The organism is Ruminococcus flavefaciens ND2009 (genome assembly GCF_000621785.1).
GTDB lineage: Bacteria > Bacillota > Clostridia > Oscillospirales > Ruminococcaceae > Ruminococcus > Ruminococcus flavefaciens_C.
In genome coordinates, this window is the sequence record NZ_KK211346.1 from 749,481 (window position 1) to 765,276 (window position 15,796).

Annotated in this window: 10 protein-coding genes; 6 read left to right on the forward strand and 4 right to left on the reverse strand. The window is 49.2% G+C overall.

Going from position 1 to position 15,796, the window contains the following annotated elements:
- The first annotated feature begins 8 nt into the window (after positions 1 to 8).
- A complete protein-coding gene (locus T488_RS0110335) occupies positions 9 to 2,540 on the forward strand; it encodes a hypothetical protein (RefSeq protein ID WP_028520732.1) in 2,532 nt (843 codons plus the stop codon).
- 73 nt (positions 2,541 to 2,613) lie between these two features.
- Positions 2,614 to 4,068, forward strand: a complete 1,455-nt coding sequence (locus tag T488_RS18800) for an LCP family protein (protein ID WP_051536417.1) — start codon at positions 2,614 to 2,616, stop codon at positions 4,066 to 4,068.
- Positions 4,069 to 4,214: 146 nt separating this feature from the next.
- On the opposite strand, the gene T488_RS0110345 is transcribed toward T488_RS18800, so the two are convergent.
- Complete coding sequence (locus tag T488_RS0110345) at positions 4,215 to 4,982, reverse strand: YhfC family glutamic-type intramembrane protease (protein ID WP_196243300.1); 768 nt, start codon at positions 4,980 to 4,982, stop codon at positions 4,215 to 4,217.
- A gap of 145 nt (positions 4,983 to 5,127) precedes the next feature.
- Positions 5,128 to 6,399 (reverse strand): aminotransferase class I/II-fold pyridoxal phosphate-dependent enzyme, encoded by a 1,272-nt coding sequence (locus T488_RS0110350; protein ID WP_037297716.1) that lies wholly within the window; start codon positions 6,397 to 6,399, stop codon positions 5,128 to 5,130.
- Positions 6,400 to 6,730: 331 nt separating this feature from the next.
- On the opposite strand from T488_RS0110350, the gene T488_RS0110355 reads away from it, so the two are divergent.
- From T488_RS0110355 to T488_RS0110365, 3 genes are all read left to right on the forward strand, one after another.
- Positions 6,731 to 8,305 carry a transglutaminase domain-containing protein gene (locus T488_RS0110355; RefSeq protein ID WP_028520735.1) on the forward strand — a complete coding sequence of 525 codons (1,575 nt, stop codon included), beginning with the start codon at positions 6,731 to 6,733 and terminating at the stop codon, positions 8,303 to 8,305.
- A gap of 138 nt (positions 8,306 to 8,443) precedes the next feature.
- The gene (locus T488_RS0110360; protein WP_028520736.1) at positions 8,444 to 9,073 is read left to right on the forward strand and encodes a formate/nitrite transporter family protein; all 630 of its coding nucleotides are present in this window, start codon (positions 8,444 to 8,446) and stop codon (positions 9,071 to 9,073) included.
- 6 nt (positions 9,074 to 9,079) lie between these two features.
- Positions 9,080 to 9,964, forward strand: a complete 885-nt coding sequence (locus tag T488_RS0110365; protein ID WP_028520737.1) for a YrdB family protein — start codon at positions 9,080 to 9,082, stop codon at positions 9,962 to 9,964.
- Positions 9,965 to 10,232: 268 nt separating this feature from the next.
- Here T488_RS0110365 and T488_RS17620 read toward each other — a convergent pair whose 3' ends face one another.
- Together T488_RS17620 and T488_RS0110375 are read right to left on the reverse strand one after the other, a co-directional pair.
- Entirely contained in the window at positions 10,233 to 11,507 is a 1,275-nt protein-coding gene (locus tag T488_RS17620) for a glycoside hydrolase family 3 protein (RefSeq protein ID WP_051536418.1), read from the reverse strand.
- 10 nt (positions 11,508 to 11,517) lie between these two features.
- The gene (locus tag T488_RS0110375; protein WP_028520738.1) at positions 11,518 to 13,587 is read right to left on the reverse strand and encodes an Eco57I restriction-modification methylase domain-containing protein; all 2,070 of its coding nucleotides are present in this window, start codon (positions 13,585 to 13,587) and stop codon (positions 11,518 to 11,520) included.
- Positions 13,588 to 13,833: 246 nt separating this feature from the next.
- On the opposite strand from T488_RS0110375, the gene T488_RS0110380 reads away from it, so the two are divergent.
- Entirely contained in the window at positions 13,834 to 15,786 is a 1,953-nt protein-coding gene (locus tag T488_RS0110380; RefSeq protein ID WP_028520739.1) for a bifunctional diguanylate cyclase/phosphodiesterase, read from the forward strand.
- Positions 15,787 to 15,796: the final 10 nt, after the last annotated feature.

Genomic DNA, 15,796 nt, shown 5'->3' on the forward strand with positions numbered 1-15,796 from the left:
AGATAATTATGTCGGAACAGAAACCATCGCTGGAGGCTATTCTTGACGAGTACTCTCCCGATAACCAGGAACCAAAGACTAAAGTGGGCAGAGTCGATGCCCAGAAAATACTGAACTCTACTGTTGAAGCTCCCGACATCGTTGAGAAAGCCAAATCGAGACCTCCCGTGTCTCATGAAAAGTCCGCTCTTTTCGATAACGCTCTCAGAAGCGATACACCTGCGGACGATGTAAAGCCTGCCGACCTCTCAAGGCACAAGATAGCCGTGGTCAGCTCGGACGCCATGAGCGAGATACGCACCAATCCCCAGAGAAAGGTGATCCCCTCAGGCACTATTACTCCCGTTCAGATGACTCCGGATGAAGCTCCGAAAATAAGGAGAATGAGCGATTCCACCAGAGCCAAGGAGGTACAGAGCGCAAAGAAGAGAAGCAAGAAAAGGCGCGGCAAGGACAACGATTATACCTATGCAAGGGAGACTCCCGAGGGAGAGTATATGTATACTCCTCCCGAGTTCAAAAAGAAAAAACGAAGCAGGATACAGATAATCCAGGCTGCGGAAAGCCCCGAGGGCAAAAAGCAGATAACGGATATAGTCCCCTCGCCTGCGGCAGTTGAAGCTGCAAAGCCTGTTGAGCCCGCTCCAAGAGCTGAGCTCACCAGCATAAATCTCAGCGAAAAGGCTGATATAAACGCAGGTCAGCTTGATGTACACATCACTCAGGAGGCTGACGAGTTCATGTCCCTCCACTCAAAGTCAAAGCGCACCAAGCGCATCGTTGACTTCAATTACTACGGCGATGTAGAGGACGTGGGCAGGGATATATATGAACTGAAGAGCACCATCTCCGTGAGGGTGTTCATACTGGCAATGACAGCTTTTCTTAGCCTGTTCATTACAGTGACCAATCAGTTTGAGCTTCCTATACTTGATTTTCTCAGTATGTCACACATAAAGACATACCTGACCATACATCTTGTACTTGGTATCATTTCGCTGCTATCATCAATGGCAGTCATTACCAAGGGCGTGAAAAAGCTTCTCAGCTTCAAGGCGGACAGCGATTCCATGACCGCAGTCACTGCGCTTTCATGTCTTATCGCTATTATCCCCGCTTACATGCGCCCTGACCTGGTAAGCTCTGAGAATATCCATATCTATATGCCTGTGGGTATACTGGCTCTGCTGATAAATTCCATAGGAAAGCTGCTCATCATCAGACGAGCCGCAAGAAACTTCAAGTTCGTGTCAAAGAACTTCGACAGGCACGGCGTTACCTATGTTACCGACGAGGACAGAGCCGAACGCATTACCCGCGGAACTCTCGGCGACTTCCCTATCCTCGCTTCCATGAGGAAAACGGACTTCCTCACAGACTTCCTGAGATACACATACTCCTCGGATATGACCGATGACTTCTGCCGCAAGGCTTCGCCCCTGTGTCTCATAGTTTCAATAATAGTCTCTCTTTTCCTCACATTCTTCTGCAAGGGCACATTCACTACCATGGAGTCTGCCGCTTTCGGTTTCTCCATTTTCAGTATGCTGATATGCGCTACTTCATGTATAGCAATGCCCTTTGTAGTAAATATCCCCCTTGAGAACGTGTCCAAAAGCGCTATCAAGAACAAGGGCATAATGCTGGGCTATCAGAGCGTTGACGACTTCTACGACACCAACTCCATACTCATCGACGCAGGCACTCTCTTCCCCGAGGGAACTGTCAGACTGGACGGTATCAAGGTCTTCTCAAATACAAAGCTGGACGAGGCTCTGCTGGAGGCTGCAAGTCTTACAGCTACCGCAGGAAGCATAATGTCACAGCTCTTTACAGACGTTATTGCAGGCAGGAACGGCGCCCTCTATCCCATTGAGAACTACTCCTATGAGGAGGGAATGGGAATGTGCGGCTGGATAAACAATAAGCGTGTGCTCTTCGGAAACCGCGAGCTCATGACCAGCCACAATATCGAAGGCGTTCCCACAAAGACTCAGGAGGCTGAGTTCGTGGACGGCAGAAAGGACGCACTCTATCTTTCCATTTCAGGAAATCTGGCTGCGCTCTTTGTAGTCGATATAGTTGCCGACCGCTACGTAAAGCGCTGGGCAAAGAAGCTGAGCAAACAGAAGATATGTATGTTCATCAAGAGCATAGACCCCTGCATAACACTGAAAAAGCTCAATACCCTCTTCGGTATACCCGAGGAAATGGCAAGGATACTTCCCAAGAAGCTCCATGAGGACTTCTATGAGGAGACCAAAAAAGCAGTCCGTCTAAGTGCTTCAATGGCTACAACGGGAAAATTCACTTCCCTTGCCGAGCTTCTCATCGGCACAAAGATAGTCCATTCTTCAGCGATAATCGGACTTATCCTGCAATCCGCTTCAATACTCCTGGGATTTGTGCTGTGTATGCTGCTGATACTCTCAAAGGCATTCCAGACCAATTTCCTGTATATGTCGGCAACTGCCGTCACGGTATACAACTTGGCGTGGGCAGCACTGACATACATCGCGGTGAGCATAAAAAAACCATAACAAAACGAAGAACCTGTGTCGGAAGCAATGCCTGATACAGGTTCTTAAAGCATAGGAACAGAAAGGAAAGACCATGTCAAACAGATATAATGGCAGAGATCATGACGACATACAAAATACAGACAATGAGGATACAGTGCTGCTTCCCAACGATTTAGAGGACTACGGCGCTCCAAAGTCGGACCTTCCTCCCCTGAGAAAGGTAAACCGCCGTCCGGCTGCCGGCTCTCAGCAGCCCACGGCTCAGCCTAAGTCTCCTCAGTATCAACAGAGTACAGGTGCTCCGCCTCAATTCCCGAAGACGGAGCAGCCGCCTCAGTTCCCTCATACCACGCCGCCGCCTCCACAGCAGCAGTTCGACTACAGCGACCGCCGCTACTATGACTATGAAAGGCAGTCTCCTCAGGGCTACGGTACAAACACCACAGGCGGAGGCGGATATGCTCCCCCGCCGCCCCCGGCAGCTCCTGCTGCACCAGGACCTCAGCCCTCAGGCGGCAAGAAACCACCAGCTCCCCATCATGAGGAGGAACCTCCAAAGAAAAAGAAGAAAAAACGCAGGCACAAGAGCCTTTTGGGAAAGATAATCCGCAGGATAGTACACATAATCCTCATACTTTTCCTGCTGCTCTTCGGAATATACTCATGTACCTCAGTGTGCCTGATTAAGCAGGTAAACAAGGTTCCCGAGGGTCACCGCAACCACTATGCAGACTCAGTTGGCAAGGGATATGTTAAGAATATCCTCGTCATAGGCACCGACGGCAGAACTGCCGACGACCGCGGACGTTCCGACTCTATGATACTGGTCTCGCTGAACAGAAAGACCAACGAGATCATCATGACTTCATTCATGCGCGACAGCTATGTGGAGATCCCCGATAACGGCTGGAACAAACTGAACGCTGCCTACGCATTCGGCGGTCCCGAGCTGCTCATGGACACTATCGAGTACAACTTCGATGTCCGCATAGATGACTATGTTTCCGTGGACTTTGTCTCCTTCGTATCACTGGTCGACGCAGTTGGCGGCATAGACCTTCAGGTCTCCGACGCAGAGGCAGAGGAGATAAACGTTATCCTCATATCCGAGGTAAACGAGCTGGTAGGCGATGACAGGAACTCCGACCTGCTCAGCGGCGGAGGAAGGCTTCACCTTAACGGAAAGCAGGCACTCTCCTACTCACGTATAAGAAAGGTGGGCAACAGCGACTTTGAACGCACCGAGCGCCAGCGCCGCGTAATGTCCCTCATTTTTGCAAAGATGAAGAGCTTCCGCCCCTCAATGTTCAAGAACCTGGCTTCCGATGTTATACCCGATGTTGCCACTAATATGTCAGGACTGAATATGTATCTGCTCTCTCTGAGAATGCCGCTGTGTGCACGTTACACCATAAAGCAGATCCAGATACCTGCCGACGGCACATTCCACGGAGAGGACGTTGACGTTGGAAACGTGCTCTGGATAGACGACCTCGACGCTAACCGCAATGTGATCGAGGATGAGGTCTTTGCGCAGTCCAAATAAATCATGGCGCCGAAGCCATTAAGTCAGATACCCATACATAAAATGCCCCTGAGTGCTGTAAAACACTCAGGGGCATTTTATTTGCTATTTGCGGATACTATCCTAATGGCAAAGCCGCTTCCTGATGGCTAAAGGCTAATGGCTTATTATATGTCAAGCGGGTAAAGTATCTCGTCCACAACGCTTCTGCCGTCTATAATACGCCATACTAAAGCTATGATAATTACACCTGTGATCATTCCCACTATACTCGTAATAAGCTGACTTCCGCTGAAAGACGACAACCAGCTTATGCAATTCAGTGCGTAATGGAGACCTATCGCCAACAACAGCCAGCGCTTTTTGAAGTTGGGCTCATACATTTTTTTGAATATGAGCAGCGAAAGTGCGATATGAAATCCGAAGTTGGTCATTATCTCCAATGAGCCCGCTATACCGGTTATAATTCCCTTATCCGCAAGCCTTTGAAGCTCCCGGAGGGTCTCCTCTGCTTTTTCGGGAGTCTTGCCGCTGATAAACGAGTTAATGCCGTCACTGTTGAGCCTGCTGCCGATACCGATGAGCTTAAATGTACCGACACCTCTCATCCAGCACTCCATGCCTGCGTGACCTATACCATAACAGACTGCGGCACCCGGTGACTTTATGTTGAAAAGCGGATACTTCATGGCAAGCCACCGTGCCGTCTCCTCGAATATACAGACAAGCTCCACAGCTGCCGCCTGCTTTACTGAAAACGGAGCTGAGAAAAAAGCTATCCACACCGTCAGGTCGCAGAGCTTTACGGCTATGAAGTACATAACCGCACCTGCTATAACAGGCAGCAGCCTTGCGGCTCCGAAGGCTTTCATGATGAAATAGGCGATGACAGGCAGGACCATATATATGACAGCCGTAAGCCAGTACCCGAACATTGTCCCTCCCGAAAAAAATATATCTTCTGCATCAGTCATCGACATCACTCCCCCAGTATAAGTATAATCCAATTATACAATGAACAGCAGTACCTGTCAACAAAAAAGCCATAGTACGCGTACTATGGCTTTGTATCATTTATTCTTATTCAGCAAGAAGCTTCTCGGCAGCTGCAATCTTTACGCAGATAACGAAGAGCTCCATAGCCTTTGCCAGATCCTCTATAGTGGGATATGTAGGAGCAAGACGGATATTCTTGTCCTCGGGATCCACACCATAAGGGAAGGTAGCTCCTGCGCCTGTAAGTGTAACTCCTGCCTCTGCGCAGAGCTTTACTATCCTCTTTGCGCAGCCATTGGGAGCATTGAATGAGATGAAGTAGCCGCCCTCGGGAGTGGTCCACTCGCCGATACCGAGAGGAGCGATCTCCTTTTCGAGAACGTCGCATACAAGTCTGAACTTGGGAGCGATGATAGCCATGTGCTTCTTCATGTGCTCAAGCATATTCTCGAAGGTGCCGAAGAACTTCACATGACGGAGCTGATTCATCTTGTCATAGCTGATGATGCTGATACCCAGGTATTTCTTCAGGTCCTCAACGTTCTCCTTGCTTGCGCCCATAACAGCAACGCCTGCACCGGGGAATGTGATCTTTGAAGTTGAACCGAATATGTAAACGATATTCTCGTTGCCGACCTTCTTTGCCTCATCGAGGATATTGAGTATGTACTTGGGCTTATCTGTAAGGTGGTGGATGCAGTAAGCGTTATCCCAGAAGATACGGAAGTCCTTTGCAGCAGGCTTGAGAGCGGCAAAGCGCTTTACTGTCTCGTCGCTGTATGAGATACCGTCGGGATTAGAATACTGAGGAACGCACCAGATTCCCTTTACAGCCTCGTCCTTTACCAGCTCCTCTACCATGTCCATATCGGGACCTGTGGGAGTCATGGGGATATTTATCATCTCAACGCCGAAGAATTCGGTTACCTTGAAGTGTCTGTCATATCCGGGAACGGGACAGAGGAACTTGATCTTTCCGCACTGTGACCAGGGCTTGTTTCCGAGAACGCCCTTGTTGAAGGCACACTGTACAGCGAAGAACATAGCGTTAAGGCTTGAGTTACCGAAGATGATGACCTGATCCTGAGGAACGCCTATCATATCGGAAAAGAGCTTCTTAGCCTCAGGGATACCGTCAAGAACACCATAGTTGCGGACATCTGTGCCGCACTCGCTCATAAAGTTCCCGTCATCAAAGGATCTGAGCATATCAACGCTCAGCTGAAGCTGCTCTGTGCAGGGATTTCCTCTTGACATATTGAGGCAGAGCCCCTGACCCTTGAAGTCATTGTAGAGCTTTTCGTTCTCGCTCTTGAACGAGAGAAGCTGTTCCTTAGTCATCTGTGATAAATTCATTATCGGTAATCTCACCTTTCAAATATTATAAGTGCAGTAAACCGCACAAAATCTCCACATAACAGTATATCACAGCATAGTAGTATTTTCAAGAGACAATATAACAAATTATAATAAAGGAAAAACGGTTTTTTTGTGGTTTTCGGCACTATTCGGCTATATATAGCGGTATTCCTGTTTGGAATGGCGTTTTGAAGTTTTATGCCAATGTGAATATTACATGAAAAGCAGAAATAATCATTGACTTTTATGGATATTTTGTATATAATAGAAGTATACAGAAATAATTTCAGGGGATGGGAATTAATTGCTTCAATTAGGAGGTATCTGTATGAAAAAATTAATCTCATCGACGATCTCATTCATCACATCAGCCGCACTTCTTATGTGCGCAGGGTTCGGAGCAGCCGCCGCTGAAGGCGTATCTGAAAATACCTATACAGCCTCTGGCGAGGAGGAGCTGTTTCTGGGCGAGCTTGACACAAATTCACTCACGCTGCCTGAGTATCCTGCTGTTGAGTCCAATTACAAAAGCGGCTCATACAACTACAAGGATCAGATCGACACTAACAATCTGGCGGTCTATAACGCCTTCGCAGAGCTTGACGGTCCAACAGTTTCTCCCATTACCATCAGGCTTCCCGAAACAGTTTCGGTAAAGCTTTCGGCACTGCCCAATTCCACACGCTTCACCGATGAGGACAACGAGGCGTATCAGCTGGCTGTATTCAGCGCCTGCAAGCCGGGTATCGACGCAGCTCTCTTTGACAGACCGGAGCTGTACTGGATCGAGCCTTCGGGTATCAACATCGCCCTCGGCAAAGATACCACCAGCTCTTCAAACTTCTGGACGGGAGAATACACACTGAAGATACGCAGCCTCATTATAACTCCCGCTTACCTCAAGGGCTTTGAATCTCTTGACGAGGCGAAGGAGTACGGGGACAAGCTGACCGAAGGACTGGACAAGATCCCTGTTACAGGTGATACCCGTTATGAACAGCTGAAAAAGATACATGATTACATAGCACTGTTCACCTACTATGACACAGGCGCAAGATTCAGCAGCTCCTCTCTCGGTGCTGTAGTTGAACCGGGCGTTGTCTGCGAGGGCTATTCCGAAGCCTTCAAGCTCATGTGCGACAGGCTCAATATCCCGTGTATCTGCGTTTTCGGCAACCTCAATGAAGAGGGCAATACAGGTCATATGTGGAATTATGTAAAGATGGAGGACGATAACTGGTACGCTGTTGACGTTACCTGGGATGACACCGACGGAAAGGGCGGCCGCGAGGTGAAGTATGATTACTTCCTCAAGGGCTCTGACAGCTTCTTCACCAACCATACTCCCGAAAATGACTACAACATCACACACTTCACCTATCCCGACATCTCGGAGAGCAACTATGTGCTTACCGCTCCCATAGGCCCGGGAACAACGACAACAACTACTACAACTACTACCACCACTACATCAACAACATCAAAGCCTACAACTACCACGACCACAACTACTACTTCAACAACATCAAAGCCTACAACAACTACCACTACATCGACCACTTCCAAGTCTACAACTACTACCACTACTTCTACAACAACAACTTCCACCACCTCAAAGACTACCACAAGCTCCACAACAACAAAGAAGACTACCACCACTTCGCCCACATCTTCCACTACTTCGTTAACCACGACTACCACAACAACAGCTCCGCCTAAGCCTCTCAGAGGAGACCTTAACAATGATGGCGCGGTAAATGTAGCTGACCTTGTGTACTATCATCTTTACCTTAACGGAAAGGTGAAACTGACCCGATCCTGCGACCTTAACGGCGACAGTACGGAAGACGTTTTCGACCTGATCTCACTGAGAAAGATCCTTATAGAACCTATGTCGGATTGATCCGAGAACCAAAGGCTCCGAGCCCTTCGGAGCCTTTTCAATGCACACATATTTTGACAAAGACTCCCCTTCGTGTTATAATGGTATAGTTACAGTTAGATATTTCTAACTATATTTTACCACGAAAGAAGTCTGTCAATGAAAAAGATCCTCGATACATTCCTCAGAGCATTCGCAACAGGTATTGCTATCGCCATAGGCGGCACAGCTTACCTCTCCTGTGACAACAGATACCTCGGAGCCTTCCTGTTCGGTACGGGACTCTTCGTTATCCTCAGCTTCGGCTTCGATCTGTTCACGGGCAAGGTTGGATACGCTGTTGAAAACAAACCGTCTTACATATTCAGCCTTACAGTCATATGGCTGGGCAACTTCACAGGCACTGCGCTTTCTGCATTCCTGGTACTGAACACCCGTATCTGCTGCATCTCGGAAAAGGCAGCAGCCATGTGCGATACGAAGCTCAGCGACGCTCCTCTGAGCATATTCATACTGGCGATATTCTGCGGGCTGCTCATGTTCATCGCCGCCGACGGCTACAAGACAATAAGCAACAGTGTCGGTAAAATACTTGCGGTATTTCTTCCCGTTGCGGTCTTTATCCTCAGCGGATTTGAGCACTGCGTCGCCAATATGTTCTACTTCACCCTTGCAGAAGCATGGAGCGGCAAGGCTCTGCTGTGGCTGCTGATAATGACTCTCGGAAACTCTGTGGGAGGTATCCTCATACCCATACTAAGAAAGGGCTTCATAAAAAATGAAGCATGATACACTATGGATAATACGTCAAAAGCAAGTCCTGCCGCCTTTTTCATAAGGCTCATAAAGCGCTGGGCACTGATGTTTGTTGTTATATTCGGACTGATAACAGGAGTGGACGCCGTGACCGCCCTTGCAGGCAGCAAGACCTCGGGCTCGGTGCCGTTTCGTCTTGTTTTCGCTGCAATTGCATCTGTTATCGTGAATATCATCATCGCACTTTTTATCGCTCCCCGCCTAAACGGGAAGTACAGGACCTTCCGAAGTCTTGTGCTGCGTATCGCAGATGAGGGATATTCAGAGCCGCTCATAAAAGAGATGGAGGAGCAGCTCAGTGTCTGTCTCGAAGACAAGGAGAATAACAAACTCTTTATCTCACAGTACGCTATGTTCCTAGGAGAAGCCTATCTCTCCCTTCACCGCTATGATGATGCCGAGGAGAAGCTGAAGCTCACCGACATGGAGTACATGGAAAAAGCTGCCGAAAACCGTGCGGACACAAATGCTCAACAGAACATGATAATGTACCACGTTCTGCTGATACAGCTCAGTTCTGCGAGAAAGGACATCGAAAACACGGAATACTGGCTCAGGCACGGCGAGAAATACTTCTCGCGTATGCGCGGGAAGAATGAATGGGTCGACTATTTTATAGATACTGCCTACTTTGAGTCCCTTATGGTACATGAACAGTACGAAAACGCATTGAAGCTGCTGAAAAAGTACGACGATGTGAAGTCCATAGCCTTCGGAATCGCCCTCGACAAGGCAAGATGCCTGAAGCGCATGGGCGATATGAACGAATCGGAGCGGTACTTCAACACCGCCTATGAGCTGGCAGCAAATGACTGGCGCAGGAAGACCGTGGAGCTTGAAAGAGACTCCGATGAAGATATATAACCATACATAAGTTTTGCCCCGAAGCGTTTTACAGCGCTTCGGGGCATTTTCGTTTGCTATTATAAATCAAAATTTAGCTCCGCTAAATTTTGATTTAAGTTTAGAGTTGAGAGTTTAGAGTTGAAAGTTGTGGAGTCGCCTGCGGCGACAATATTTAAATATTGTGAGCGAAGCGAACACATTAACTCTCAACTCTCAACTTTCAACTATCAACTTAGCGCATACGCGCTAAATTTTGATTTATGTTATTAACATGACAGCATGGCACTTATATTCCGTCCTTTTTTATATCCGATCTTTCCGATTTCAGGCGCAGTATCCTGTCGAGACTCTCGTCAAGGCGCTCCTCGGTGATACGCCCCTCACCGACAGCAGCCTCAACTCCCCTGACTGCCTCGCCAAGGTCACGTGGCATGAGCAGCATATCTCCTCCCGCCTCTATTACCTTGACCGCAAGCTCGCCGCTGCCGTACACATCGGCAACTGCCCCCATGGAAAGGGAATCCGTTATGACTACCCCCTCAAAACCAAGCCTGCCCCGAAGCTCATCTGTTATCATGGTATGGGAGAGTGTGGCGGGCAGTCCGTCAACGCCATTCATGGTGATATGCCCAACCATTACCATGTCCGCTCCCGAGGCTATACCGCTCTCAAAGGCGAGATACTCCCCCTGTGTGAGCTCGGCGATGGTCTTGTCGGTGTAGACCGCTCCGTAATGGGAATCACCTGCGGTGTCGCCGTGTCCCGGAAAATGCTTGAGAGTACAGTAAACACCGCCGCTGTGAAAGCCCTCTACCGCTGAAGCTACCAGCTCCGCGGACTGATGAAAATCATCACTGTATGCGCGGCTTCCTATGACCGTATTGTAGGGATTGGACCATGTGTCCGCAACGGGAGCAAAGTCAAGGTCAAAGCCAAGTCCCGCAATGTCGGAGCCTATGGTCTCGGCATTGGCAAAGGCAATATCCTTTCCGCCTTCCTTGTAGTAGTACATAGAAGAAAACCAGTTGGTGCCTGCCTTTTCCGCACACCTTGCAACAGTGCCGCCCTCCTCGTCCACGGAGTAAAAAAGCGGCACCATTCCCTGCTCCGCGGCGTAGTGCTTCGTATTTGCGATCATCTGTGAGATAGCCTCCGCGGAGTCTATATTCTTTGCAAAATAGACCAGTCCGCCCACAGGATAGTCCTTCAGGGCAGCCTTTGTCATCTCCCCTGCCACGGAATAATTTTCACCGTTTGTAAGACTTTCGGGAGTTACCACAAAAAGCTGACAGACCTTTTCATGGAGAGACATCTCCCCTATACGCACCGTTACATCATCGGGAGGTTCGGTAGTGGGTTCCGCAGTTGTTACAGGAACAGTCTCTGTCGCTGTCTCCGCAGCTGAGGTGGTGTCCCGTTCTGGGGCAGCTGCGCTGAGCTTTCCTACTGCCTGAGAGCCCTTTTTCAGTTTTATCACAAGAACTGCGCAGCAGATGGCAGCTGCGGCAATAAGTACCGCAGAAGCGGTCCTTTTCACGTTGAGCTTTCGGTTATCGGACATCTTATCCCTCCTAAATCAGCGGATGCCGCCTGAAATCACGGCTGGTCTCGAATGAATCGTACTCTGCCTTTGATATTTCCGCACACTCCTCCACAAGCCTGTCCGTTTCCGCAGAAGTCTTGCATATCACGGGGAATTTCGCCACCTCTCCCGACTGGAAGTTGAGAGTGGGGTTCAGCTGACCGAAGATGTAGGCAAAGACTTTTGAATTGAGCAGTCCGCAGATGAAGTTTTTTCGCTCCCCCAGTTCAAATATGCAGCAGCCCCCGTTATCGAAGATGTACCCCCTGCCGAACTGCCTTATGCTGAACTTGCCGCTTGTGAGAGTGGACCAGGTCAGTCCCTCCCGCATGAAATACTGATAATTGGCGATGACAGCCGTAGGTATCGCCCTTATTGCCGCCCCATCGTCATACCAGTCGATCACGAATTCATTGAATCCGTACCACTTTCGGAAGCCGCCTCCCTTATTGTAGGGAAACCAGCGCTTTTCCAGGGTCTCCTCCCTGTCAATGGCACTGCGGTCGGTATTTATCCTGTTGAAGTCCACCTCGTACCAATAGCGCAGAAATCTGTTGTTATCCGAGGTCGAATTGCCCTTTCTGGGAGCGGAAATGCTTCCGAGAGAGGGATATTTTTCATATAGCTCCCTGACCCTGCTGCTGACCCAGTACGCAGCAGGACATTCGGGAAGCCTGCCGAAATCCGCAGCCGCTGTCTCATAAACATAGCCGCAGTTTCTGTTACCTACTGCCTCAAGAAACCGTTCACGCTGCACCTCAAGTCCGCCCTTGAAGTTGCTGAGACGGAAGTAAACGCCTTTTGCATCGGTATGAGTGTTCCGCAGAGTAAAGCCGCAGACAGGCACCGTAGCCTCGCCGAATGCGGAATACTCCAGCTGCACAAGAGTCTCGGGAGTTTTCTCCGTAAACATCATTCTTCTCAGCTTTTCGTAGCTCTTGATGAACATCCACACATAGGGCGTGAGGAAGCCTGTGTAGCCGTCCTCCTCCGCAAGCTGACAGCAGCGTACTATGAATGCCGCGAAAAGGTCCGCGGAGAAGCCGCTGTACTCCTTTTTAAGGAAAGCGAGAAGCTCCCTGTTCATTCGGGCGCTTGACAGATAGGGCGGATTTGTGACAACACAGCTGTATTTCCGCGAAATCACCTCACGGACTTCCTTCGCCTTTCCGCGGAGCTTACTGCCTTGGGGGTCAGGTCTTATGAGACTGCCGAAAACACCGCTGCCGCGGAGTTGCTCCGACACCTCCGGCTCGCTCATATCATAGATACGGGGCGAAATACCGCCGGAGAGAAGCTCCCTGTCCTGCTCCGCAGCCTTGATGATAAGGGCGAAACGGGCTATCCTGCAAACGCGGCTGTCTATATCAAGTCCATAAAGATTACGGGCGAGGATAGTTCGCGCCGCAGTGCTGGCGTCATAGCCAAGAGAGCGGTAAAGCTCCATAAACATATCAAAGGCACACACAAGGATATTGCCGCTTCCCACGCAGGGGTCAAGGAAAGTTATGTCCTCGTGAGAGCGCCTGCGGACCGTAATATCACGCTCCACGTAATAGCTCAGGGCTGAGGTGTCAAATCCGCAGCTTCCCGCAAATACCCGTCCCAGAGTATTCTCCGTAAGATAGCGGACTATCCAGTCGGGAGTGAATATCTGTGTTGCAGCAGGCAGACACTCCGCCGACACCTTTGAGTTCTTCTTCATGCCCTGCGAGACACTGTCACGCTCGCCGCTGATGAAGTACTGATAGAGCTGTCCCACTATCTGTACACCGCTTCTCCACACCTCTGAGGGAAGTTCACTGAGAACGGCAGCCGCCTGTGCGGAAGCTTCCCTTACTCTCTCCTCATTTCTGCCGAAGGACGGAAAAATATGAGGAAGAAGCCCACTGAGACTGAACAGGTCAGCCTGTGAGATAAAGCTGTTTTCAGCCATATACAGCCCTGCCGCACTGCGGAAGAACGCCTCGAAGCGCAGGCTCTCCGCCTGACTGCCCAGGAACATATCCAGCCTCTCGCGGACAGCAAGTGCTGTTTTTTTCAGCAACGACCTTCTCATGGACTCCCTCCTTTTTGTTATTTCAGATAATATTATATCATTAATGATTAAAAAAAGCAAGAGAGCATGACTGTCAGGGGGCGATTATAATGATATAACAATAAAATATGACACACTGTAATTTACTGGCGGTTTATGACTCTATGTTGAAATCTCACATATTTTACCGCTTCTATTGACAGTTTATCGTCAATATGTTATAATAAATTGAAAAATGTTTCATTTTTTTCACCAGGGGGCGTTAATATGAGAGCAATACTGAATGGACTCGGATTTGAAAAACAGAGCAAATATGTCCGCGACTATTTCTACACTACGAATATGCGCGCAAGTATATATATGTCCATTGTTGTCATCGTTCTTGAGGTATGGATGATAATCCGCATGACGGTAAATATCTTCCGCGACAACCTCCAGAGCAACATGATACACTACATAGAAAAATACTATATAAACTACTTCATTCTCACATTTACGGGAGTGATAATGCTTTTCTTTGCGGTCCGTTTCATGAGGGGGAAAAAGGACAAAAGATACCTGTGCACGGTGGTTAAATGGATATTCACGCTGGTCTGCATATATTTCGGCATAAAAATATCACTGAATGACTATTCCAAGGGCGAGCAGATTCTCACCTTCCTTACAATGGAGCTCTTCTCGCTGTGCCTGCTGACCTGGAAGCCCTATATAGCCTTTGTCCTCGCCTCAGTCTCCTATGTATACTTCTACTACAGAATGAATGAGATGGTGGCTGTAAATACAGGTGAATTCGGCGCTACTGTCGCCACACAGATAAACTTCTTCATCATGTGGATCTCGACTATGATGGTCTGCATAGCCAACTACAACAACACCCGCGTTCAGGCGCTGAAGGATGAGAACCTTGAAAAGGTAAACACCCACCTCTCCAAAATATCCGTTGAGGACGAGCTTACGGGTATACATAATATGGTCTATTTCAGGAACGAGGCAGAAAAGGTGCTGACCTATGTCACTACCGACAAAGAGAACGCCATCTTCCTTTTCTTCGATATAGAAAACTTCAAGTCCTACAACGAGAAATATGGCTTCCACGAGGGAAATGAGCTCCTCATAAAGGTGGCTCACATGATAGACGATTCCTTCAAAGGCTCACTTGTGTCACGTTTTTCCGATGACCATTTCGTAGTCCTCACACGTATAGACGGAGCCAAGAACATCATCGGCCAACTTTCGGGCGAGATAAAAAGGCTACAGCGTGAGGTGCACCTTGAGCTGAAATGCGGTGCCTACAAGCCCGTGGGAGACGAGGCTGACGTCAGCCTTGCCTGTGACCGCGCAAGATTTGCCTGCAACAGCATAAAGAAGCACTATGACAGGACCCTGCGTATTTACGACAAGTCGCTGGAGGATAAGTTCCAGCTAAAGCACTACATCGTCAACAACATCGACAATGCCATTGCCAACGGCTACATCAAGGTCTACTACCAGCCCGTGGTCTCCACCCAAAACGGCTGTATCTGCGGCCTTGAGGCTCTGGCAAGGTGGGAGGACCCCAACTACGGTCTCCTTTCCCCGGGCGCATTTATCGAGATACTGGAGGAGTACCGCCAGATATACAAGCTGGACAAATACATCATCGAAGCCGTATGCAAGGACTACCGCGACGCTTCCGACAACAAGAAGCCCTTCGCTCCCGTATCCCTCAATTTCTCGCGCCTTGACTTTGAGCTGTGCGATATAGTCGGGTACCTCTGCGAGACCGTGGAGAAATACGGCGTTCCAAAGAATTACATCGACATCGAGATAACCGAGAGCGCCCTCACCGATCAGCAGGACTTCCTCCCCAGCGCCATTAAGAGCCTGCGCAGCTTCGGCTACAAGGTATGGCTGGACGACTTCGGAAGCGGCTACTCGTCGCTGAATGTACTCAAGGACTACCAGTTCGACGTTCTGAAGATAGACATGAAGTTCCTTTCGGGCTTCAAGGACAACGAAAAGACCCGTCCTATCCTTGAGAACATCGTAAGTCTAACAAAGCAGCTCCATATGCTGTCTCTGACCGAGGGCGTTGAGACTGCCGAGCAGTTCGCCTTCCTTGGGACCATAGGCTGTGACCGCGCACAGGGTTATCTTTTCAGCAAGCCCGTTCCAATCGAAAAGCTCAGGGAGCGTATCACAGCAGGCGAGCTGAAGATCTCTCCCGAATATATCAACTGAACAGCATGGC